General features: G+C 44.5%; 16 protein-coding genes. 12 read left to right on the top strand and 4 right to left on the bottom strand.

Features of this window, described 5'->3' with window-relative positions; translation table 11 throughout:
• Genes DDR33_RS13330 through DDR33_RS13320 form a run of 3 tightly spaced genes read left to right on the top strand, consistent with a single transcriptional unit; the run spans window position 1 to window position 3,974 of the window.
• Window positions 1-2,637 (top strand): valine--tRNA ligase, encoded by a 2,637-nt coding sequence (locus DDR33_RS13330; protein WP_109416292.1) that lies wholly within the window; start codon window positions 1-3, stop codon window positions 2,635-2,637.
• The gene (locus tag DDR33_RS13325) at window positions 2,638-3,282 is read left to right on the top strand and encodes a hypothetical protein (protein ID WP_109416291.1); all 645 of its coding nucleotides are present in this window, start codon (window positions 2,638-2,640) and stop codon (window positions 3,280-3,282) included.
• A 35-nt stretch (window positions 3,283-3,317) separates the two neighbouring features.
• Window positions 3,318-3,974: a hypothetical protein gene (locus DDR33_RS13320; protein ID WP_109416290.1), complete on the top strand. Its 657-nt coding sequence runs from the start codon at window positions 3,318-3,320 to the stop codon at window positions 3,972-3,974.
• On the opposite strand, the gene DDR33_RS13315 is transcribed toward DDR33_RS13320, so the two are convergent.
• Together DDR33_RS13315 and DDR33_RS13310 are read right to left on the bottom strand one after the other, a co-directional pair.
• The gene (locus DDR33_RS13315; RefSeq protein WP_109416289.1) at window positions 3,975-4,436 is read right to left on the bottom strand and encodes a type I restriction enzyme HsdR N-terminal domain-containing protein; all 462 of its coding nucleotides are present in this window, start codon (window positions 4,434-4,436) and stop codon (window positions 3,975-3,977) included. It lies immediately after the preceding gene.
• Between the two features lie 145 nt (window positions 4,437-4,581).
• Window positions 4,582-5,373, bottom strand: a complete 792-nt coding sequence (locus DDR33_RS13310) for a TIGR00266 family protein (RefSeq protein WP_109416288.1) — start codon at window positions 5,371-5,373, stop codon at window positions 4,582-4,584.
• A gap of 223 nt (window positions 5,374-5,596) precedes the next feature.
• Between DDR33_RS13310 and nrfH the strand changes: the two genes are divergently transcribed.
• From nrfH to ccsA, 4 genes are read left to right on the top strand one after another with little or no spacing between them, the layout of a single operon-like run.
• Window positions 5,597-6,247: a cytochrome c nitrite reductase small subunit gene (gene nrfH, locus DDR33_RS13305; protein ID WP_109416287.1), complete on the top strand. Its 651-nt coding sequence runs from the start codon at window positions 5,597-5,599 to the stop codon at window positions 6,245-6,247.
• A gap of 4 nt (window positions 6,248-6,251) precedes the next feature.
• The gene (gene nrfA, locus DDR33_RS13300; RefSeq protein ID WP_109416286.1) at window positions 6,252-7,739 is read left to right on the top strand and encodes an ammonia-forming cytochrome c nitrite reductase; all 1,488 of its coding nucleotides are present in this window, start codon (window positions 6,252-6,254) and stop codon (window positions 7,737-7,739) included.
• Between the two features lie 28 nt (window positions 7,740-7,767).
• Complete coding sequence (locus DDR33_RS13295; RefSeq protein WP_109416285.1) at window positions 7,768-9,087, top strand: alginate export family protein; 1,320 nt, start codon at window positions 7,768-7,770, stop codon at window positions 9,085-9,087.
• A gap of 4 nt (window positions 9,088-9,091) precedes the next feature.
• A complete protein-coding gene (ccsA, locus tag DDR33_RS13290; protein WP_109416284.1) occupies window positions 9,092-12,211 on the top strand; it encodes a cytochrome c biogenesis protein in 3,120 nt (1,039 codons plus the stop codon).
• Between the two features lie 48 nt (window positions 12,212-12,259).
• On the opposite strand, the gene DDR33_RS13285 is transcribed toward ccsA, so the two are convergent.
• Complete coding sequence (locus DDR33_RS13285; protein ID WP_158280743.1) at window positions 12,260-18,703, bottom strand: alpha-2-macroglobulin family protein; 6,444 nt, start codon at window positions 18,701-18,703, stop codon at window positions 12,260-12,262.
• Between the two features lie 161 nt (window positions 18,704-18,864).
• On the opposite strand from DDR33_RS13285, the gene DDR33_RS13280 reads away from it, so the two are divergent.
• The gene (locus tag DDR33_RS13280) at window positions 18,865-19,056 is read left to right on the top strand and encodes a hypothetical protein (RefSeq protein ID WP_109416282.1); all 192 of its coding nucleotides are present in this window, start codon (window positions 18,865-18,867) and stop codon (window positions 19,054-19,056) included.
• A 356-nt stretch (window positions 19,057-19,412) separates the two neighbouring features.
• A complete protein-coding gene (gene holA / locus DDR33_RS13270) occupies window positions 19,413-20,441 on the top strand; it encodes a DNA polymerase III subunit delta (RefSeq protein ID WP_109416281.1) in 1,029 nt (342 codons plus the stop codon).
• Window positions 20,442-20,459: 18 nt separating this feature from the next.
• Here the strand turns inward: holA and DDR33_RS13265 are convergent, their stop codons facing one another.
• Window positions 20,460-21,800, bottom strand: coding sequence for a dihydroorotase (locus DDR33_RS13265; protein ID WP_109416280.1), 1,341 nt, complete (start codon window positions 21,798-21,800; stop codon window positions 20,460-20,462).
• A gap of 125 nt (window positions 21,801-21,925) precedes the next feature.
• On the opposite strand from DDR33_RS13265, the gene DDR33_RS13260 reads away from it, so the two are divergent.
• The 3 genes from DDR33_RS13260 to gldC form a co-directional block, all read left to right on the top strand.
• The gene (locus tag DDR33_RS13260; RefSeq protein ID WP_109416279.1) at window positions 21,926-22,729 is read left to right on the top strand and encodes an SDR family NAD(P)-dependent oxidoreductase; all 804 of its coding nucleotides are present in this window, start codon (window positions 21,926-21,928) and stop codon (window positions 22,727-22,729) included.
• 63 nt (window positions 22,730-22,792) lie between these two features.
• Window positions 22,793-24,184, top strand: a complete 1,392-nt coding sequence (locus DDR33_RS13255; protein ID WP_109416278.1) for a DEAD/DEAH box helicase — start codon at window positions 22,793-22,795, stop codon at window positions 24,182-24,184.
• Between the two features lie 285 nt (window positions 24,185-24,469).
• A partial coding sequence (gene gldC, locus DDR33_RS13245) for a gliding motility protein GldC (protein ID WP_109416276.1) occupies window positions 24,470-24,801 on the top strand: 332 nt, incomplete at its 3' end.

The following is a 24,801-nucleotide window of genomic DNA, read 5'->3' as shown; positions in this document are numbered from 1 at the left end:
ATGAGTATTTCCAAAACATATAATCCTAAAGAAGCAGAGGATAAGTGGTACAGCTACTGGCTGAATAAGAAGTTTTTCCATTCGGAACCCGACGGGCGCGAGCCGTATACCATCGTGATTCCTCCTCCGAACGTCACCGGTGTGCTTCACATGGGACATATGCTTAATAACACTATTCAGGATGTATTGGTGAGAAGGGCGAGAATGCAGGGGAAAAATGCCTGCTGGGTACCCGGCACGGATCATGCCTCCATCGCCACGGAAGCCAAGGTTGTGGCTATGCTTAAAGAGCAGGGTATTGAGAAGAAAGACCTTACGAGAGAAGGTTTTCTGAAACATGCCTGGGACTGGAAGGAGAAATACGGCGGTATTATTCTGAAGCAGCTTGAGAAACTGGGGGCCTCGTGCGACTGGGACCGTACCCGTTTTACGATGGATGAAGACCTTTCGGTGGCTGTGAGAGATACCTTTATTCACCTTTATAAAAAAGGGCTGATCTACCGGGGCGTCCGAATGGTAAACTGGGATCCGAAAGGGATGACTGCTGTTTCGGATGAAGAAGTGATCAGGAAAGAGGTAAACCAGAAATTATATTACATAAAATATAAAATAGCAGAAGGGGATGGTCATATTGTTATTGCCACTACCAGGCCTGAGACAATAATGGCAGATACCGCCGTATGTATTAATCCGAACGATGAGCGGTATCACTACCTGAAAGGGAAGAAAGTCCTTGTGCCGCTTATTAACCGTGAAATTCCGGTTATTGAGGATGAGTATGTAGAGATGGATTTCGGTACCGGGTGCTTAAAGGTAACTCCGGCGCATGATCTCAACGACTATGAACTGGGATTGAAGCACAACCTGCCTGTGATCGATATTCTCAATGACGATGGTTCTCTGAATGAGAAGGCGGAGATCCTGATCGGTGAAGAGCGTTTCTCTGCCCGGAAGAAGATCGCACGCTTACTTGAAGACGCAGGCCAGCTTGAAAAAGTAGAGGATTATAAATCTCAGATAGGCTTTTCAGAACGCACAGATGCAGCGATAGAACCGAAGTTATCGCTGCAATGGTTTGTAAAGATGGAGGAGATGGCAAAGCCGGCCCTTCAGTATGTATTAGAGGGAGACGTAAAGCTTATCCCCGATAAGTTCATTAATACCTACCGCCATTGGATGGAGAATGTGAAAGACTGGTGTATCAGCCGTCAATTGTGGTGGGGACAAAGGATTCCTGCATGGTATAATGAAAAAGGGGAATGGGTTGTGGCGAAGGACAGGGAAGAGGCTGCAATTGAATTCAGAAATGCAGGAAAGAACTTTACAGAGATCACCCAGGACGAGGATGTGGTAGATACCTGGTTCTCTTCATGGTTGTGGCCGATGTCGGTGTTTGATCCTTCTGTCTGCGGCCATCCTGAACAAAAAGGGAATGCTGATATTAACTATTATTATCCTACCAACGATCTTGTTACCGCTCCCGAAATCCTTTTCTTCTGGGTTGCACGGATGATCATGGCAGGTCACGAATTCCGGGGAACTGCCCCCTTTAAGAATGTATATCTCACAGGGATAGTGAGAGATAAAATTGGCAGAAAGATGTCAAAGTCCCTGGGAAATTCCCCTGACCCAATAGAACTGATCAGCAAATTTGGAGCAGATGGTGTCCGTGTAGGGATGCTTTTGTGTTCCCCAGCGGGCAATGATCTGATGTTCGACGAGTCATATTGTGAGCAGGGAAGAAACTTTGCCAATAAGATCTGGAATGCATTTCGCCTGGTAAAGGGCTGGACTGTTGATCCTGAGCTTGTGACCGAAGCATGTAATGAAGCCTCTGTTAAATGGTTTGAATGCAGGTTTAATGAGGCTTTGACCAGTATAGAAAACGATTACCAGCAGTATCGTTTGTCGGAGGCTCTGATGTCGGTATACAAACTGGTATGGGATGATTTCTGCTCCTGGTACCTGGAAATGATCAAGCCGGCTTATCAGCAGCCTATCGATCAGGCAACTTTTGACGCCACGAAAGGCTTCTTCGAAAGGATACTCAAGCTTCTTCACCCTGTCATGCCTTTCCTGACGGAAGAGCTCTGGCATGATGAAGTGTTTGGGAAAAGAGAGGAAATGGATTGCTGCATCGTTGCTCCTTATCCGGTTGCAGGAGAGGCAGATGCTGTGCTTTTGGGAGAAATGGAGATCGTAAAACAAGTGATCTCGGAGATAAGAAATATCCGGAACAGTAAACAGATCTCTCCGAAAGAGTCCCTGCCTTTGGTCATTAAATCTAATTCGCCGATAAAGTACGACGACTATCTTGGAATTATTAATAAGCTTGCCAACGTAAGTGACGTGACATTCTCCAACGATAAAGTGAGCGGAGCATCCAGCTTCATTGCCGGCCGTGATGAGTTTTTTGTAAGCCTGGAAGGGAATATTGATGCGGAGGCGGAACGTGAACGGATTACAAAAGAACTTGAGTACCTGCACGGATTTCTTAAATCTGTTACCATAAAACTTTCGAATGAAAGGTTTGTACAAAATGCTAAGCCTGAGATTGTTGAAAATGAACGGAAGAAACAGGCCGATGCCGAAGCAAAGATCACTATCCTTGAAGAAAGCCTTAAAATGTTAAAATAAATGAGAAAAATAATTCTGTCTGCCTTCCTGTTATGCCTTATGGCCTGTCAGCAACCTTCTGTTAAACAGGAGAAGGTTGCTGAAAAAAACGAAGTTGATCCTAAAGTCCTTGTTTCCTGTGATGGTATAGGAGAAGTGAAAGTGAGCGACAGCTATGCTGACCTGGAGAAAAAGTTTGGCAAAAAAGCGCTCGTTGAACATGAGAATAATATCTCAGGAAAGTATCTGAGTTTGTGGGAGGGGAAACCGAAACAGATAAATATTTATTTTAAGGAAAGGTCCAGGCCATTCAATAAAATAAAATATATTGAGACCGGTGCCTCTGATGCACCTTATATGACCGGCGATAGTATCAGGGTTGGGTTGTCTTTACCTGATCTTGTGAGGCGAAACGGTCACATGCCTCTTACCTTTAACAATTTCTATACGGATGAAGATAATGGACTGATCACCAGTTTTAATAATGGGGATATCTCAAAAGGCAACCCTTGTCTTGAAGGAAGACTTGAATGGGTAAGTCAGTCGAACATCTATAAGGATGCATTTGATGCGTTCAAGAAAAAGAAAGTGGTAGAATCGTCAGATAATATTGTTAAGAAAATGGAGGTGATGCTCGGAAGTTTTCGGGTAACTGCAAAACAATAGAACGCCGCAATTTATTTATATACAAATGCAAGCTTATGCGTAACGCTCTTTTGCTTTTCCTGGCGGTATTCTTTCTGGCCTGTAATAGTTCCGATAAACATAAGAAAACGGGAGGAAAGATCTTTTCTATCGCAGATAACCAGGAGGGTGAAGATGAAATAACTTGCTGGGGTATAGGCGGGATAGAGCTGGATAATGATCTGACTTCTCTTGAGGAAAAAGCGGGTAAGGAAAATGTATCAATGGATTCCCTTTTCCTTGAAGGGGATTTTGACGGCTTTGTCACAACGCTATGGAAGGGGAGTGATAGGGAAATCGTGGTTCACTGGAAAGAAAACCAGGCCCCCTATACTAATATTGAGTTTTTGGAAATATCCCGCCCCTCGTCGCCCTATCATTTTGTTAACGGGATAAAGATCGGGACGTCCCTGAATGATATCGTGAAACTTAACGGAGATACGCCGGTCTCTTTATATGGCTTTGGATGGGATTATGGTGGTACTTTCGTTGATTTTAACAAAGGAAAGCTTGCTGGCGAGATCCCTTGTTTTGGTGGGGTATTCGCTTTGCCTGACAGTTTACACACCGAAGATGTAAAAACTGTCATGGGTGATATGAAGATAAGCTCTGCCGATCCGGTATTTAAAAAGTACCAGGCAAGCCTTGAAAAGATCAGGGTAAGAAATCTGTAGTTATAAGTCCTTCAGGTATTCCGGCAAGGCTTCCAGAAACTGGTAGCTTTTTCTCTCAAAATCTACTTTGCAATAGTAATGACACAGCCCATTGCTGACGGCGAGAAGGGGGATCCGGTGAACAATATTATACCGGGCAATCTGATCAAAGACTTTCTGGGTGATCGGGATTGACGGCGCTTTACATTCAATCATCAACACTTTTTCTCCCTTCGAGTTGAAAGCAACAATATCGGTACGTTTCTGAAGGGTATTCAGTTTTAATCCCCCTTCCAGCCTGATAAGAGATTTTGGATATCCCTTTTGTGCTATCATGAACTGCACAAAATGTTGTCTGACCCACTCTTCAGGGGTTAATACCAAGTATTTTTTTCTTATGTCATCAAAAATATAATGAACTCCTGCATCATGCTTTATCCTGAACGGATAGGGAGGTAGATTCAATTGTACCGGCTCAAACATCCGTGCAAAAATCGGAAAAAAAGCTGAGTTGTCCGGTAGTCCTTGTATGACAGTTTAAGGGTTTGCTATTATCAGGGTCATCTTTTAAATAAGGTGTTTTAAAAGATGACCCTGGATTTTTATTGAGTTAGGGGAACATTAGGTCTTAACGTCCGTCGCCATCCAGGAGATTCCCCAAGCCCCCTAAGATACTGCCTTCTTCTTTCCTGGGGCCTGTTCCATACTGAAGGATCCTGGCAGCCAGTCTGCTTACTGGTAACGTTTGGATCCATACCTTGCCCGGGCCGCGCAGGGTGGCAAAGAAAACTCCTTCTCCGCCAAAGATGGTATTCCGGATACCGCCGACAAACTGAATGTCATAATCTACGCCATGGGTGAATCCAACTAGGCAGCCCGTATCTACTTTTAACAGTTCTCCCGGTTGTAGTTGCTTTTCAAGGACATGGCCGCCTGCATGCATGAAGGCCATTCCGTCGCCTTCAAGCTTTTGCATAATGAATCCTTCTCCTCCGAACAAACCAGTTCCAAGTTTACGTTGAAATTCAATGCTTACACTCACACCTTTCGCTGCACATAAAAATGCATCTTTCTGGCATATTACACGACCTCCCAGGTGATAAAGATCAAGCGGAATGATCTTGCCGGGATAAGGAGATGCGAAGCTCACGCTTTTCTTTCCATAGCCGACATTCGTGAATGCAGTCATAAACAGGTTCTCCCCTGTCAGAAGCCGCTTTCCTGCACTGAAGAGCTTTCCTAAGATCCCACCTGTCTGCTGGCTGCCGTCTCCGAAGATGGTTTGCATTTGGATTCCGTCATCCATCATCATAAAGGCACCGGGCTCTGCTACTGCTGTTTCGTTTGGATCGAGCTCTACTTCTACATATTGCATTTCTTCTCCGAAAATGCGGTAATCTATTTCATGGTTGCTTATCATACTGCTTAGATTATTATCACTTCTGAAAATTACATTTTCCTTCTGAAAAAATGAAGTGTGAAGAACTATTCTAAATAGTAGAAAGTGTCAATAATCTGTAAACTTTGTTATGTTTTGTTTGTTGAATGTCATCGGAGGGATCGGGCGAGATGGCTTGTTATTAGCCGTATAACATCATAAGATACGCTTATAATGTTGCAGGCAAGTATGGTAAAACCAATTTATGGCTAAATTCAGGAAACTTAAACGCTTTCTATTTAAGCATAACTTAATCCCGCCGCATCGGTGGAGAAAATACGCTATAGTTGCTGTTGGCGCTTTTATCGGTCTGGGTTTTTATGTACTGCGTTTAAGTAATGCAGCTTCCTACCTGTCTGACGATCCCCAGGCTTGTGTGAATTGCCACCTGATGAATCCTCAGTATATTACCTGGAACCACAGTTCACACCGGGAGGTAGCCCATTGTAATGACTGTCACGTGCCTCATAACAATGTTTTCAGCAAATATTATTTTAAGGCTAAAGATGGCTTGTATCACGCGTCAATTTTTACGCTTCGTGCTGAACCACAGGTGATCAAGGCGAAGCATGCTTCACTGGAAGTCATTCAGGATAATTGTATCAGATGTCATCAGGACCAGGTAACAGACGCGAAAATGGCCGGGTTTGTAGATGACCACTTTGGAAAAAGAACAGACCGGACCTGCTGGGAATGCCACCGTGATGTGCCTCATGGAAAGGTAAAAGGCCTTTCCTCAGTCGGCTTACAAATAGAACCCATCAGAATATACAGAACCTCGGAAATGACTGTCGTCCCTGATTGGCTGAAAGAATCAATGAACGAAGAAAAACAAAAAGACGCCCAAAAGAAATAATATCATGAAGAACTGGATCCTTTTTATTGCTACAGTAGTTATTGTGTTCCTTTTGTCCATGCTGGTCTATTCCATCATGGACAGGAGAGCAGAAGCGAGATTTGCGTATCATCCTAAAGTACAGATAGAAGGAATTGAACCGCGGGACACCCTTTGGGGAATGAACTACCCCAGGCAATATCAATCATACCAGAAGACTCAGGACACCTCTTTTAAAAGTAAATACAATACCAGCGGTTTCAGGGATGCATTGGAAGAAAACCCTGAAACTATTATCCTATGGGCCGGGTATGCTTTCAGTAAGGGATATAATCAGCCCCGAGGGCATAACCATGCCGTCCGTGATGTACTGGCGTCTGTACGCATAGGAGCTCCTAAAGAGCCGGGGGCAGGGGTGATGCCCAGCACCTGCTGGACATGTAAAAGTCCGGATGTTCCCAGGCTCATGAAAGAACTTGGCGTAACGGAGTTTTACAGTCACAAGCTCTCAGACTTCGGCAGTCAGATTATTAACCCGATCGGGTGTGCTGATTGCCATGACCCCAAAACTATGAATCTTACGATTACCCGGCCGGCATTGGTAGAGGCTTTTCAGGCAATGGGGAAGGATATAAACAAGGCTTCTCACCAGGAGATGCGCTCGCTGGTTTGTGCGCAGTGTCATGTGGAATATTACTTCGATAAAAAAAGACCCGGAGCGCCAAAAGCACAATATGTTACTTTCCCATGGAAGGATGGGCAGAGCGTAGAGGCGATGGAAGCATACTATGACAAGATTGATTTTGCCGACTGGGTTCATCCCCTCAGTAAGGCAAAGATGCTGAAGGCTCAGCACCCCGATTATGAGATCTATTCGTTCGGCATCCATGCGAAACGCGGAGTATCATGTGCAGATTGCCACATGCCTTACGGGACGGAGGGTGGACAGAAATTTACGGATCATCATATAGGTTCGCCACTTGCCAATGTGGAGAACTCGTGCTTTGTATGTCACCGGGAAAAGGTTTCCGACCTTGTCAACGATGTGTACGAGCGCCAGACCAAAGTAAAACAGAGTATTTCCCAGCTTCAGCGTCATGTAGCAATGGCTCATCTGGAGGCAGAACAGGCATGGAAACTGGGGGCAAAGGAGGCACAAATGACGAATATCCTAAAGGGTATCAGGCATGCCCAGTGGCGCTGGGATTATATTGCAGCATCTCATGGCGCAGGGTTTCATGCTCCTCTTGAGTCGAGCCGCATACTTGCTTCCGGATTAACAATTATCCAGGATGTAAGGGTAGAACTGGCAAGGGTGCTGGCATCCCTGGGGCATAATAAGCCGGTAAAAATGCCAAATCTGAGCAGTAAGTCAGAGCTCCAGGCTTATATTGGTGTGAACCTGGAGAAAGAGAAGATGGAAAAGGCAGAATTCCTTGAGAAGGTGGTACCTCAGTGGTTGAAAGAAGGTAAAGCCCGTGAGTCGAAAATGAAGGTAAATATGCTTAATTAACACGGGTATCTTAAAATCTGAAAACCGTATGAGGAAGTCTTTATACGCTGGCTGGGTATTTGTCTTTGCTTGCTATATCTCCCCCGCTTATTCCCAGTTTAATATCGATGGACAGTTCATACCCCGTGCAGAATTCAGGAATGGCTATGGAAAGCTGATCAGTAAAGATGCAGACCCTGCTGCATTTGTAGCACACCGGCTGAGGTTGCAGGCGGGGTATAAGCAGGATGCTTTTACCTTTTATGCAAGTGTTCAGGACATCCGTACCTGGGGAAGCACCTCTCAGGCTAAAATCAGTGACGACTTTTTATCGCTGTATGAGGCATGGCTGGAAACCGGTTTGGGAAACAACTGGAAGATCAGGATTGGGCGCCAGGAACTAAACTTTGATAACGCCCGCTTTCTGGGAAACCTCGACTGGGCACTGCAGGGACGTTCCCACGATTTTATCCAGGTAAAATATGAAAAAGACAAACTTAACTTTCAGTTAGGCGGAGGGTTTAACCAGGACGGTCAGAAGCTTAGCGGAAATGTATTTACTGTGGCTAATCAGTACAAAGCAGCACAGTTCGCACGGTTAGGTAATACAGCCGGGCCGTTTGAATATTCATTGCTGCTGTGGAACGATGGCAGACAATTTACCAGGAACGATGCTTCCGGTGCAGTGGCTGAAAAGCATACCTATTACCGGCAGACAATCGGACTTCCAACTTTGAAATACAAGGTCAGAAACACGTTGTTATCGGGTTTTTATTATTATCAGCTGGGAAAGGACCCGCAGGGGCGTAAAATGAGGGCATACGACGCGAGTGCCCTGATTACACAGCAATTGAACATTGACAGTGCCGTTTCCAGGACGCTTCGTATTGCAGGAGGAGCTGAGATACTCAGCGGAACTTCCGGCAATAATACGGCTTCTGTGAACCGCTCGTTCTCTCCTTTGTATGGAACGAATCATGCACATAATGGATATATGGACTTGTTTTACGTGGGCGGTGCTCACGAAAACAGTGTAGGTTTACAGGACTATTTCGTTAAGGCGAGACTTGATTTCAATTCGAGGTTCTTTACGCAGCTGGATGGGCATGGCTTTTTCTCGCAGGCGAATGCGTATAATTCAACGGGCGAACGGATGAAACGTCATCTGGGCACAGAGCTTGACCTTAGTGCAGGGTATATTTTTAACCAGGCGATTTCCCTGCAAGGGGGATACAGCCAATTTTTTCATTCAGACACTTTTGAAACGATCCAAAATAATGGGACACTGAAGAAGGGGCAGAATTGGGCCTATGTGATGTTGATTTTCAGGCCCACTATGAAGAATAAATTCATTGGTGTTTTACTCTAGCTTCATGTCTTATTCAAAATTTATTTTTTCTACCCGTATTTCTCTTGTTTTACTTATTGCTTTTGCTGTCTCATGCGCGGTAGCAACTTTCATTGAAAATGATCATGGTACAGCTGTAGCGAGGGCACTGGTGTATGAGGCATGGTGGTTTGAGCTGATCATGCTCTGGCTTTCGGTGAATTTCCTGGCACATATCAGGCAGTATAAGTTGTTCCACGCAAACCGGTGGCCGGTAGGCCTGTTTCATGTCGCCTTCGTCATGATAATCCTGGGTGCAGGCGTGACCCGCTACCTCAGCGAAGAGGGAGTGATCCATATACGTGAGGGAGAAAAAGAAAACGTGTTTTATACCAATAGCCGTTACCTGCAGTTCAGGCAGCACGGGGCGCAGGCTAAGCGTTTTGATATACCGGTCACGCTTATCCATCATAATTTTAAATCCGAAACATATCATGCAGAATGGGAAAGCAACTCGTTCAGCGTGACATTCGAAGAATATGTAAAGGGGGCGAGAGAGGAAATTACCACTGGAAAAGATACGTATCTTGATCTGGCAGTGGCTCTTGGAGAGGGACGGGAAGATCATCTGATAAAGGCGGGGCAATCATTATCAATGGGCAATCTTTTGCTCGGAACCAGTGCGGAGACAAAGGCACCTGTGAAGATTTTTAAAAAGGATAGTACCTGGATGATCAACAGTTCCGTGCATCTGCAGTCCATGGAAATGGCGTCGCAGAAAATCGATATGCTTCATGCCGGTGAATTAAGGCCTCTGAAGTTGCGGTCTCTCTATCAATGGGAGGGAGGTGCATTTCTCGTGAAAGCAGTTCACGAAAAGTCCGGGTTAAAGTACCGGCCGGAAAAGGATGAGAAGCTGGCAAAAAATCTGCCCGATGTGGTGAAGTTAAAGATCGCTGACGATCAGGGGAGTGCTGTTTCAGAGGCTTATATTAGGATGGTAACTATGAAGCCGGCCTGGCATCCCTTTACCTACAACGGAAAAGAATTTGCGGTTACGTACGGGCCGAGGGCTGAAACCCTGCCTTTTTCACTTTTTCTGGATGATTTTCAGCTGGTGCGCTATCCGGGAAGCCAAAGTCCCGAGAGCTACGCCAGTGAACTGAAAGTGATGGACGGGGCTACCGTATTCCCGTATCGTGTGTTCATGAACAATGTTTTGGATTACAGGGGCTTCCGCTTTTATCAGTCATCGTATGATACGGATGAAAAGGGCACAGTATTATCGATAAACAGAGACAGGCCCGGAACGTACCTGACGTACCTCGGTTATACCTTACTGGCGGTGGGAATGATATTCACATTCTTCGCTAAAGGAAGCAGGTTCAGTCTGCTGAATAAAAAACTTAGTTCCGTGCGCCGGAAGGCAGCTCTTGCCTTTATTGTTTTCTTTAGCTTACTGGGTTCTGTCATGGCTCAGGCACCACTTAAGATTCCGGTAGTTCCCCGGGAAAAGGCTGCGGAGTATGGTAAATTGATTGTACAGGACCTGGATGGCCGTATGAAGCCGCTTAATACACTCGCAAATGAAATTATTCGCAAGATCAGCGGACGATCTTATGTTGAGCTGCCGGCAGATTCAGGTAACGTAAGGCTATCTTCCGAACAGTTTCTTCTGGCTGTACAGATAGACCCGGTGTTATTCAGCCGTTTACCTGTCATCAGGATTGATAAGGAAAAATCTCATCTCGCCTTTCTCGCCTTGCAGAAAAAACCTTCTGAAAGACTCAGTTTTCGCGACTTTGTGAATAAAGACGGTGATTATCTTCTGCATGATCTCGTTGAAGAAGCCAATAAACTGAAGCCTGCAGAACGAAATGAGGGGCATAAGGAACTGCTGAAAACAGACGAACGCTTTAATATTTTTTATGCATTATTAACCGGCGATTTTCTCCGGATCTTTCCCAATAAGCAGGATAAAAACAATACATGGTTTACCAGTCAGGAATCTCAGAAGGGCTTCGCCGAAGATGATGCGCGCTTTGTTGAAAATATCACTTCTCTGTATCTGGCAGGGTTGCAGAAGGGAATGGAAACAGGTGACTGGAAGCAGGCTGATGAAACGCTTGACTATATCCATTTATTCCAGAAAAAAGCAGGCAGTAAAGTGTATCCTTCAGAAAGTCTGATCAAGGGAGAGATTTTGTATAATAAACTGAACCTGGGAAACCGGCTGTTCGGAATTTTCTGGCTTCTTGGCGCCATTCAGCTGGTGCTGGCGATCACGTTATTATTCAAAGAATCTAAGCATCTTGAAAGAGCCTGGATCACTGGAAAAGTCCTGAGCTGGCTGGGGCTTCTGGTGTTCACTTTCCACCTTGGGCTAAGATGGTATATCGCTAAGCATCCACCCTGGTCTGATGGTTTTGAAATGCTGGTTTTCGTTGCCTGGGGAATCCTTTTATTTGGTCTTCTTTTTTCCGGTAAATCAAGGTTTACGATACCACTGGGACTGCTGTTTTCGGGGACTCTGCTGTTTGTTGGTTTTCTGGACTGGCTTAATCCCGAAATTACCAACCTTATGCCGGTGCTGCATTCGTACTGGCTAAAGATCCATGTAGCGATTATAGTCAGTTCCTATGCGCCTCTCGCGCTGGCAGCGATCATCGCTCTTCTGACTATATTGCTGCTGATCTTTAAACCCATTGCACCAGGCACAAAATGGTGGCTCAGCATCCAGGAATTGAGTATTGTAAACGAGATGGCCATCACTATCGGCTTGTTTCTTCTTGCAATTGGTACTTTCCTTGGCGGCGTTTGGGCTAACGAGAGCTGGGGGCGTTACTGGGCATGGGATCCTAAGGAAACCTGGGCCCTTATTTCGGTAGTCGTATATGCGTTCGTGCTCCACCTGCGCCTCATTCCGGTTTTAAAAAATGCGCTGGTTTATAATCTTGCCTCTCTCTGGGCATTTTCTTCTATCATCATGACTTCATTCGGCGTAAATTATTATTTGTCTGGGTTACATTCTTACGCCGCCGGAGACCCGGTACCTGTACCGGTATGGGTATACTGGGTGGTTGCTGTATTACTGGCAATATCGGCCATCGTAATACTAAGATACAGGAGGCTGGAGAAAAAGGATAAAGAAAGGCTGGTGGTATGAGGCTGTGATTGTTACCCGGTAAATATAAACAGAGAAGGAAGTTTTCACTTACCTCTCTGTTATCATCCTCCTCCCTTCGCTGTGTGCATTAAATTCTGGAGCATACATACACTGAATAGAGCAGATTCCGGTTGAATAATTGCCTGGCTGAGCAACTCTGAGCGAGTATTCGAACACGTAGGATCCTTTGTTCAGGTGATCGATGAAGAAGTTGGTTGCGACATCCCTGGTAACCTGATAATACGGAAGTCCATCCTGGTATTTAAATGAGGAAAGAACATCAACAGGGTCCGTCCCCGAGGGGCGCATATCCTTTAAATGGATATATTCATAATCCTGATCCGCCTTCAGATAGATAACTACCCTTAGCAGGTCTCCGGTTTTAGGTGTGTGCAAGGCATCGACTGGACTGAGCACTTCTCCCGTCTTCTCTTTTTTGACAACGAAATACTTTCGTTCAATGCTCATGCTGGAAGAAGAAGGGGTGATCTTATTCATCTTCTCTGTATACTGCCAGTGGAGCGCCCCCCAACTGACGACATTCCCATTGTTCGTCACCTTAATGTTTCCAATCTCCGGTTTAATTTCACTGCCAGTCCAGTTAGTCTTAATATAGCCAGATCCGCTTTCTCTCTGAATATCTGGCTTCAGGTTGGCAAGAGATTCATTATTTATTCTGATGGTAGTACCGCTGGTTCTGCTGAGAATTGTGTCTCCCTGTAACAACAGAGCATGGCAGGCAGCTGCTGTGGCCTTCGTGGTTTGCCAGTTATTTGTTTGTTTATTTCTCAAAAGCCATATCTTCATTTCCTGGACAGCTTTTTCGTGACCTCCTGCTTCAGTAAAGAGGGAGATTAACAGGGATTGGGTTTCGACTGTTGATTGGCTCCAAAACCGGCCGGACCGGTTCTGAGTCCAGTACATTCCCATCTCCTGTGAATGCTGTGCTCTTTCCTTTAGGGAGCGGATAATTTTTTGTGCGACCTGAGGCCTGTCGTAATGGAGCATTGTAAGGGCGATCATTGCCTGTTCATAAATGTCCTCCGATGTCCAATCCTTCTCAGCTTTAGCGAGATAGAGTTTGCTGATCCCACGGAGTTTATTGTTTAGTGCCACATCATTGAAAAAGCTGCGGGTGTACCATGCATGGATCTCAATAGAAGAAAGTGGGTCAGAATTGCTATTCTTATTATTTCTTGTAGTTTGCAGCTGACTTTCTTCGATTCTGGTATCCAGGTATGCCAGCAATTTTCGTTTAATGTTCTTAAGTTTGACATCATTTCCTGTAGCAGCTTTAAGCTGATAAAGCTGACCAATACCAGCCAATATATGCTGACTGATATAACGGTCGGATCTGCTGCCGCTGAACCAGGGAAAGCCTCCGTCTGCAAGCTGCATTTTGGATAGCTTATCAATCGTTTGTATTTGCTCGTGACTTAATTTATTAAGGTCAAAAAGGAGTGCTATGCGCTTTTTCTGTTCACTCTCGCTCGCTGCATTCCGCAGCCAGGGACTTTCTTCGAGCAGAAGGTTTTTTAGTTCGGGGTTTTTCTCAAGATTGGACTGTAAAGCCTTACTGCCAGATGCTTTCCATTGTTTGAAAGTTTGGGCTATTGCAGGTAAAGATTGAATGATTGAAGCAGAGAGACTGTTGGCAAAGTACCTGCTGAATGTCTGCTCTGAGCAATCATAGGGAAATTCTATCAGATAGGGCATTGCCTGTACCGCATACCAAACCGGATTTTCGGTATATTCAAGTGTAATCGATTTGCTGACTAAGGTGGAGCTGTTGTTGTTGAGTAATTTATCGAGTCTGAAGACGGACGTCTGACCTGGACGAACCATCATAGGTAGTGATTCGTTTACCAGCATCCGGTCAGACAACACGGGTACGGTGTTTTCTTCTCCGTCTGAATGGCTTTCTGTTGACGCTGTGAGCCGGTAAGTTAGCGCTTCAAGATCTGATGGAATAGCTAACTTAAAAGATACCGCTTCGTTGGTACGTGCCTTTACAATAAGGGATTGTTTTTCTTGTCCGGGATCGGCAAGCAGTGATATAGGTCGCATGGTTACAGCATTAAAAAGGCTCAGACCTATGTTTGCTGTTACGTTGTGGCTGGTGAGGTTGGCGACTCTTGCAGAAATGCTGATCGTATCTCCTTCCCTGAAAAACCGTGGCATGTTAGCACCTACCATTAATTGCTTTTGTGTAATTACGTCTTGTTCGATATAGCCATATGCAAACTCGCGGGTATGGGCCAGGGCTCTGAACTTCCATCGGGTCATCGCTTCAGGTGTGGTAAATCCGATTGCAACCTCTCCTTTTTCATCGGTACGAAGTTGAGGATAAAAGAAGGCCGTTTCATTGAAATTCTTACGAAGTTTTATTGCCGGTACCTGGCCTGCCTTTGAAGCAGGAACAGTCGGTTCATCCAGCCGCATTTCAGCATTCGGATCGCCTTCAATTGACTTAACACCCGGGTCTGAAATCTCAAGTGATGCGAAATTGTGAACTGTATTGTCTTGTACTATTGTGGGTTGCGTCATTCCCATTCCGCGTATTCTGAAAGTAGATATAGCTCCTGTGATCGTTGACTTTCTATGTTTGCTTTGTCCTGTGATGACTGCTTCTCTCTGTGTTTCATCTTTTGACTTGAGAAGGAGTTTCAGTTTTCCGGGTGATGTTAATTTTCGTTGAAGTTTGAAATATCCGGTGCTGGAAATGACGATTATTCCCCCAACCGGCACTTTCATTTTAAACTCTCCTTTGGAATTGCTTACAGTAGATATCTTACTGTCTTTTATTGATACGGAGACACCTGCCAGGGGATGGTTATCGCTGGCGTCCAGTATCAGGCCTTTTATGATATTTCCCTGCTTAATAAACGCCGCATTTTTAACGTATTCTTCTTCCAGCCTTTTGTCTCGCTCTCTCATTTTTTCCCTGTCGCGAAGAAACTGCCTGTATTCTTCAAATCCTTCATTATACCCACCAAAATAACTATAGCCCAGCAGATCAATGTTTTCGTAATTTCTGAAGCTTAATGCATAGTCCTTATAGGTGAAGGATAGAGGACTGCTAATGGTATTGTTAACGAACCGGAAACTGTTCCAGGAGAAGGCGTTAGAAAAAGAATCACTTGATGGGATTGACCAGTTTTGCGGGTAGGCAATATTGTCGAGAGAAGCATCGTACATGCCAGCTAATAGTTCGGCTGCTTTTCCCTGATTTTTGTAGTTTGTGATCTGTAGTTTCCATTGTTCTTTCTGGCCGGTTTCAAGCTGCTCTCTGAAGGTAAGTAGTTTTATGTTAAGAGCTTTCTCCGGGCTTTTCACAAAGATGCGATGACTGCTGGTGTAAAGCCTGTTTTGGAAAACAGAAAGAAATTGAACCGTCAGGTTTTTAGCATTAAAAAACGGAATTCTGATCTTCTCTTGTGTTTGTACATCTATCCATTTTGAAGAAATGATCTCTGTTTTGTCAAGTACTTCCATTAATATAAAAGTGTGACTTGCGTTGCCAACAAGGAATTCGGCTTCTTGTCCGGGCTCTGCCGCTGTTATAACAGGGATTATAGCATCTGTATAGATAGTATGAGGCGATTGGTTATTCAAGTACTTGAAGTATAGTATTGAGGAAGCTGTGTCTCCTGTGGTAGTTCTTGCCTTCACAATCATTTTATATGTGCCTGAAGATTTTCCAGTCATTCCAGGCAGCGTAATTACTGTAGCTGCTGATGTATCTGACAGACTCTCTGTATGGAGCACTTTCTCTTTTTGAAGCCATTGGGCCGGATTATCTTCATTTTTCCACGGATACTCCGGGAACAGCCTCTTGTATTCTTCCCTATCCATGAGTTGCTGGTCGGGAATGCTCCAGAGTTTCTGTTTTAACAGGTGTGTTGGCTGTTGTAATGAATAGATTTCTGTGTTAATAGTTCCTTTTAGTTTTTCGCCGTTGGGAGTAGTCAGATCAACATGCAGTTTTGCGGTGTCTCCTGAAAATAGGATTGATGGAAAGGCAGCAGATAGTCTATAGCTGCGAGACCCGACAATAACATCTCCGGTAGCTGAGTGTGTTTCTCCTGTAGCATCGGTAACATCTGCGCTGATTTGATAACGGAAAAATGCCTCTCCCTTTATTTTTTCATCGGCTATGGCTTTAAACGGGATGGAATAGTTTCCCTGGTTATCGGTAAAGACTGTGTCTGTCTCTATTTCTAAAGGGTTGCTGTAAATGTATCGTCCTGACGATCCGTAAATTGCTGTCGCAGCATCATGATCAAAATCCAGCGTGCGGGTTATCCTATACACGAGCCGTGCCTGGGACAGGCCATATCCTGAAAAGGCTTTTACTCTGCCCCGGATAATTACTGTGTCGTTCAGCCGGAAGCTGCCTTTTACAGGTAAAAATTCGATGTTGAAAGACGGTCGCTTATATTCTTCTACTTTAACGGTTATGCTTCCGTCGGGAGTACGGATACTTATATCTCCATTCAGGATATGTTGGGGAACAACGAATTCGCCGCTGAACGAACCGTATTCGTTCGACGTTAGAAGAAGCGAGCTGATTTCTTTGTTGCTGCCGTCTTTAAACGTTACTGTAGTCTTTTTTTCGGGAATAATATCTGTTTTGTCGTTCAGGTTCCGTAATTCAATGCCTTTGAAATGGATGGTTTGTCCCGGACGGTATATTTGCCTGTCAGTGAACAGGATTGTTTTTTCTTTAAGCTTTTTATCGACCTCTCTGGATCTTAGCCATCCCCCTTGTTTTTCCGTTAGTGTATCGGTTCCGAAGTTTAGCTGGAGGTCAAAAGACGAAACAGAAAGCTGGCTTGTTTTTAATCTTCCATTTTTATCTGTAATCCCTTTATGAATATAACCTGAGGGTAAAGGCTTGGATTTCTTTTCATAATCGTGCCGGTAAAGCAATACCCCGACATCTGGGAGAGGAGCTCCGCTTTCCCTGTCTGTCACCTGGATCTCAACCCTGGAATCAGGATTTTTCCTGTTTACGAAAGCGAGGCGGCTGATGCGGAAATCTAAGAGCTGGGTGAACGAAGTGTCCTGTACTTCCGATCTTCCTGCAAGAAGAACATAAATGCCGGGCTTTAGCGAGTCTACTTTGAATTCGGCAGAGTGCATCCTGTAATCCTCCTGGCCGGGGAGGTTGAGCGTGAATTCCTGTACTTTAGAACACTTAGAAAGGACGTCTAAAACAGCTGAGCTGGCAACATGGAATCTGGTGTCGTTTTGATATATGCCGAATGCAGTACCGAAGGATCGAGTATACCGGTCAAACTGAGTTGATGTCAGCTTATAGATCTGAATTTTTACCTGATCTATATTCCGGTATTCCAACAGTGCCGGAAACGGCCTGCCGGGGACGTTTGTTTCCTCTGCTGTCACCTGAATTTCGGGGGTTTCCAGTTGCGCTAATAGTTTTAATGCGTTTTCTGCTCCTGGGCTTCCCGGAAATGAAGCGGACGCTTTTTTAAAAAGATCGTGTGCTGTTCTAAGGCTGTCTTTTTCCTGGTAATATTGTCCTGCCAGAACAAGAGCGTCAGTTCCTAAAGGCTTATCTGAGATATCATTTGCTGTTCGAAGCAAGGCATTTTGGTAGAGCGAGTCTTTGTCTGGTAAGGGAGAATTGTTATAAAGAAATTTTAACCGGCGGAGGTCGATATCGGCCAGCACTTCGCGATGGACTTCATTTAAATGAAACCGGGAGGCTTGCTGCAAGTACCTGATCCCTTTGAAATAAGTGGAGGTAGTATCGGAGGTCTGGATGTTCAGTCTTACGAATAAGCCTGCATTATCGAAAAGACGACGGTCTCTAAGCGTGAAGGGAAGCCGTGGTTCAGGTAATGCAGGTTCTTCGTTAAGGTAGAAATTAAGCGCGCGGTGGACCAGCAGGTCATATAACGTTGGTCGCAAATGACGTGTTGCGGTGTCTCCGGTTAAAGCATTTTCTATTATAGATACAGGTGTTTTCTGCAAGGTTGTAGTGTCGCGAAGAGAAAGAGCGTATAAACGGCTGCACTCTTTCACAATGGTTTTTAGATCCCAGCGGTTAATATCGGGATCCGGTTTTTCAAGCCGGGAGCGTTGCATAAACTGCCACTTGTTTTCGGTATAGTATTTCCAGTACATCTCGGCCAGCAGGGACTGGAGAACAGGCCTAACCGGAAATTCTGACTTTTGTACATCTTCTCTTAATGCCTTTATAATGTTAACGATTGCGCTTTCCTCCATATATTGCAGCAATTTAATCCTGTAAATAGCTGTGCGTATGATATCGGAGTGCCTGTTTCCTTTTCTCGCAAGCAATTCAAGTTTATCCACTTCTTTTAAGGCCGATTTGGGCAGACCAGCGTCAGCCAGCGAGTCTATTCGTTTAGTATGAATCTGGTAGGCTTGCCCGAAGACAAATACGGAGGAAAGCATCAGGATTACCTGGATGCCGGCAATTTTGCGAACAATCTGTTTCATTAACATGAACATTCAAGTTTAGGTGAATGATGATGCAAATTAAGTTATTCCATAGATAAAGAGAAATTACTAAAAGGAGTACGTTAAATTACTTTCCGGTAAACTGTTGTATACTGAAAGAAGTATATAGTTATATTTGTAATAAGTCAATTGTTTGTTCTATGGCAGATCTTCAATCAACACTAGATGCGGTAATGAGCCTTGATGCTATTTCCCGCAAGATGCTTCTTGATATTTTGCAGAAACGCCAGATTGAAGAACGGCGTGAAGAGATAGCCGGGGATGCTCAAAAAAACATTAAAAGAATATCGTTCAGGAAAGCTTACTTCTTTGACGTTGGAAGAGGCGTTTAATAAGTTAGATTTATTATAGCTCTACGGTGAAAAGAAAACTTGTTTTTACAAGCTTTTCAACGGTCATATAAGAAATTTTCTTAGAGAAACCCTCTTTTGGAAAAAGGGACTAAAAACGCTTTAAGTTAATTGTTGGAAGATCCATATTCTCCGGAACTACGAACTCATAAATTAAGTGGCAAACTGGCGGTTTACCTGGCTTGTTATTGCGGGTATGACTGTAGAATCATTTTTACGATTGAATACAATTCAGATCCCGAAGGTCACCAGGATATAGTGCTGCTTGATATAGGCACACAATGATGAAGTTTACTAACCCGCCCACTCTTCATTTTTTCTTATCTTAGCCCTCACAAATGACTGCTGCTGCTTTATTGAATGACCTCAAGGCCCGTAAGTTTAAACCGGTGTATCTTCTTCACGGCGAAGAGCCCTATTATATTGATCTTTTCAGTAATTATATAGAAGGGAATCTTCTTTCCGAAGCAGAGAAGGGGTTTAATCAAACGGTACTCTACGGCAGGGATACAGATGTGATGACGGTGCTGAATGCAGCGAAACGCTTTCCCATGATGAGTGAGTTTCAATTGGTGATGATAAAAGAAGCTCAGGATATGAAGTGGGGAAAGGATGGTGACGACAAAAAAGGGGGAGATCCGTTTCTTACTTATCTTGAAAAACCGCTGGCCAGTACTATTCTGGTGTTTTGTTATAAACACGGGAAATTCGACAAGCGGAAAAAGACATATAAAGCAATTGAAAAAAGTGGGGTCGTTTTTGAATCTGCTACCATCTACGAAAATAAAGTTCCTGCCTGGATAGAAGACTTCGTGAGAGAAAAGGCTTACCGGATTAATCCGCGTGCTTCAGCCCTCATAGCTGAATATCTTGGTAATGACTTGTCAAAAGTTTCAAACGAACTGGAAAAGCTGATGCTGAACATTCAGAAAGGGAATGAAATCTCTGTTGAGGATGTTCAGAATAATATCGGGATCAGTAAGGAATATAATGTATTCGAGCTTCAGGATGCACTCGCCAAGCGTAATGTTATAAAGGCGAATCAGATTATCAGTTATTTTGGTTCAAACCCTAAAGCTAATCCCATTCAACTGGTTCTTGGGGCTATGAATACCTGGTTTACAAAGATCCTGAAATATCATTATGTTGCAGATAAAACTCCGCAGAACCTCGCCAAAGAATTGGGAGTAAACCCGTTCTTTGTGAAGGATTATGACCAGGCTGCAAAAAGCTTCAATATTTCTAAAACTTTTGAGATAATAAGTTACCTCAGAGAGTATGACCTGAAGACTAAGGGAGTTGAATCAACGGGGAACACCAATGATGCCGACCTGTTGAAAGAACTGGTGTTTAAAATACTGCACTGACAGTTTTTAATTTCTATCTTAACTCACCGGCACAAACTTTAGCCTTTCTCCCATTTTCTGTTCAAAGAACTGCCCCTTATCGTATGCCAGATGGCCGGAGACAATGGTGTGAGTGATGGTTGAATTAAAGCTGTAGCCTTCAAATGGGCTCCATCCGCATTTTGAAAGGATATTAGATCTTTCAACGGCAGAGCTGCTGTTCAGATCAGCCAGAACGAGATCTGCGAAATAACCTTCCCGTATAAAACCACGGTCCTGGATACGGAAGCAGATTGCCGGATTGTGAGCCATCTTTTCTGCAATTTTCTCCAGGCTGATTTTTCCCTGGTGATAAAACTGAAGCATAGCCGGAAGAGCATGCTGTACGAGCGGTCCCCCGGAAGGAGCTTTTATATAGGGCTGAGACTTTTCTTCAATGGTATGCGGCGCATGGTCTGTTGCTATAACGTCGATTTTTCCGTCGAGTACAGCTTGAAATATACCATGACGGTCGTCCGCCGTTTTAACCGCCGGGTTCCATTTTATCCAGTTACCTTTTTCTGCGTAATCTTCATCAGAAAACCACAGGTGATGAATACAGGCCTCCGCGGTAATTCTTTTGTCTGCGAGATTGATTGTGTTAGAAAAAAGATCTGTTTCTTTAGTCGTTGAAATGTGGAGGATATGCAAGCGTGTATTATAACGTTTTGCGAGCTCTACTGCGAACGATGAGGATTTGTAGCAGGCTTCCGTATTTCTTATTAAAGGATGCATGAAGGGCTCCAGGTTGTCGCCGTACTGGTTTTTGAAAGCTTCCATATTAGCCCTGATAGTTGCCTCATCTTCACAATGCGTGGCAATGAGCATAGGAGCTTTCGCAAAAATTCCCTCCAGCGTTCTTTCATTGTCCACCAGCATATTGCCGGTAGACGATCCCATGAAGATTTTAATTCCGCAAACATCTTCGGGATTGGTTTTAAGCACTTCTTCCAGGTTGTCATTGGTCGCGCCAATGAAGAAGGAATAGTTGGCCAGCGACCGCCGGGCTGCAATAGCATACTTCTGTTCAAGCAATTCCTGCGTTACAGTATTTGGTACAGTATTGGGCATTTCCATGAAGGATGTAATCCCTCCGGCTACAGCTGCCCGGCTTTCTGTATAGATTTCGGCCTTGTGCGTGAGTCCGGGTTCGCGGAAATGTACCTGGTCGTCGATACAGCCGGGTAAGAGATACTTTCCTTCTGCATTAATCTCTTTATCGGCGCGAATGTCGATATGAGGAGCTATGCGATCAATACGTCCGTCTTTGATGAATACATCGGATTCGAAAATACGGCCTTCATTTACTACCGTTGCTGCTTTTATAAGAATGGAAGACATACCAGTTAAATTGTGCGAATTTAATGATTTATCATCATTGTGTCTTTTCTTTTCGTGAAGTAACTCCCCGGAGTGCTATTGTGTTATTATTGTAGTGGTTAGCTTTTAAACTTAAATTTAACAGGATGAAAATCGATCTGAGTAATAAGACAGCTTTGGTGACAGGCGGCAGTAAGGGAATAGGGAAAGGGATAGCCAAAGCTCTTTCAGAAGCAGGAGCACTCGTGTTCATCTGTTCCCGGGACCTCGATGAAATGGAGAAAACAATCGGCGAAATATCCGCTGAAACGGGAAATAAATTAAAAGCCGTTCAGGCTGATGTTACCAGTCAGGAAGATATAGATAACCTGATCGAAACGGTAACTTCTCATTCCGGCGGTATAGATATCCTGGTAAACAACGTCGGAGGAATCGGTCAAATGGTGCCTTTCGAGGAATTTGATGCGGAAGATTACCTGAGTCTGTACGACCTCAACGTGGTTTCGATGATTCGGGTGATTAAAGCAGTTATCCCGGGGATGAAGGCAAAGGGATGGGGAAGGATCATCAATTTGTCTTCAGAAAACGGACTTCAGCCTTATCCGGACATGATTCCTTATAATCTGACAAAGGCTGCGATTATCAACTTGAGTAAAGGACTATCGAAGCTTTATGGCAGGGATAATATTCTGATCAATACCGTTTCGCCTGCCTTTATTTATACGCCGCTGGTGGAGGATATGTTAAGCGGGCAGGCGCGGGCGAAGGGGATTACGATGGAAAATGCTCAGAGAGAATTCCTTGAACAAAACAGGCCCGGAATTGAGCTGGGCAGGCCCGGTACGATTGAGGAAGTCGGCGCAGCTGTAGCTTTTCTGGCCTCAGAACAGGCCTCTTTTATCACCGGAACGAACCTTCGCGTAGATGGCGGTTCTGTAGCCACTATCTGACAGGTTACCTTAATAAGAGGCAGAAGCTCGGTGATTGGCCTGTAAAACACTATCTTTGCAGCTATGCCTTCTTTTGAAGATTTTAAATTGAACCGCCAGATACTGAATGCTGTGGCTGATGCGGGGTTTACTGAGCCCACTCCGATACAGCAAAAGGCGATTACTCCGATTCTTGCGGGTCAGGATATTATGGGTATTGCCCAGACTGGTACTGGTAAAACAGCAGCGTACGTTCTTCCGATGCTCATGAAACTAAAGTACGCACAGGGAAAGGATGTCCGGGCCCTGATACTGGCACCTACCCGTGAGCTGGCTATGCAAATCGAGGAGAATATCCGTTTGTTTGCCGCGTATACAGACCTGAGAACACTCGTTATTTATGGTGGACTAGGGCCTAAAACGCAGAAAGCTGAGCTGGAAAAAGGGCTTGATATCCTGGTGGCGACACCCGGCCGCTTCCTGGATTTATATCTGGAAGGGCATATTCCGGTAAAATCTCTGCAATTCCTGGTGATTGATGAGGCCGATAAGATGATGGACATGGGCTTTATTGGTTCAATTCACCGTATCCTCGAAGTTGTGCCGCGCAAACGTCAGAATTTGTTGTTTTCGGCCACAATGAGTGAGCTGGTGCATAAGATAGCGGGTGATTTTCTGAAATTTCCAACCGTAGTGGAAGTAGACCCACAGGCCACGCCGGCTCAAACGGTTCAGCAATCGGTATATCTTGTTCCAAACCTCAAGACTAAGATCAACCTTTTGCAGCATCTTCTTCAAAAAGACGATGAACTGAATAAGCTGATCATCTTCTGTAAAACGAAAGGCGTTGCAGATGATATCCACAGATTCCTTGAAAGGAGGTATGGAGAAGACCAGGTAAAGGTGATCCATGCGAACAAGGGGCAAAACACGCGCATCAATTCGATCAATGCTTTTAAGGAAGGAACTGTGAGAATACTGGTGGCCACAGATGTCGCGGCCAGGGGTATTGATGTTAGTAATGTCAGCCATGTCATCAACTTCGATGTGCCGATTGTTATTGAGGATTATGTTCACAGGATCGGACGGACGGGGCGGGCCTTTAATACCGGCGATGCGATTACGTTTTGTAATCCGGCAGAAGTATACTACCTCCGTAAAATTGAGAAGCTGATCAGGCAGCAGATCCCGGAAAAGAGCTTGCCGGAAGATGTGTTTGTTGAAGAAACTCCTTTCAATGAACGCCAGGATATAGCCCGTGAGATTGATACGCAAAAACGTAAAGAAAACCCTGAGTTTAAAGGGGCTTTCCACGAAAAGAAATATTCGAACCAGAAGGGGGGCAACTCAAAATCTCCGGCAAAGAAGCAAGTGAAATCCCAGGCGGGGAAACCACCGGCGGGAAAAAGTAACACAAGGAACGCCGGGCCTAAAAGTGGTCGCACGGGGGCATCAAAAAACGGAAGGAGAGGATGAAAGCCCGGCTTACTCCTTTAAATTTTGTTTCGGCAGCCCTTATGGTTTTGCTGGTCTATCCCCTTGTTTTTTCCAAAGAGAGCGGTGTAAGTTTCACTATGATGATCTTGCTTATACTCGTGTGCTCTGTATCCGACATCCTGTTCAGGACATTTCTTCGTGATCTTAAACGGATTTGGATAGTTGAGATGTTATTTGTCATCTTTGCGGTGGCTGTTTTACTGATCCTCGGAAAAGCAAGCGTATTAAATTAGTAGTAAATAAAAAGAGTGTAAATAAAGACAAATGAAGAAAGCGGAAATAAAACTGACAGTAGAGCTGGATGATAACAATGTACCGGAGCAGATCACCTGGGAATCATCTGATTCTGAGAACAGGGAGCAACTGCCGGTAAAAGCAATGATCCTTTCTCTGTGGGACCACAATTATAAAAATTCTTTACGCATCGATCTTTGGACAAAAGATATGCCTGTTGATGAGATGAAGCGCTTCTTTTATGAAACTCTTCAGACTATGGGAGATAGCTTCCTCCGTGCTACAGGAGAGAAGAATATTGTGGAAGACTTGCGTGACTATTGTGCGCATTTCGCTGAAAAAATGGAAATTAAGGAAGGGAA

It is taken from the genome of Pararcticibacter amylolyticus (assembly GCF_003130405.1).
GTDB classification, from domain to species: Bacteria; Bacteroidota; Bacteroidia; order Sphingobacteriales; family Sphingobacteriaceae; genus Arcticibacter; species Arcticibacter amylolyticus.
The sequence above is the reverse complement of the archived record's forward strand: the minus strand, read 5'-3'. Positions and strand labels throughout refer to the sequence as shown.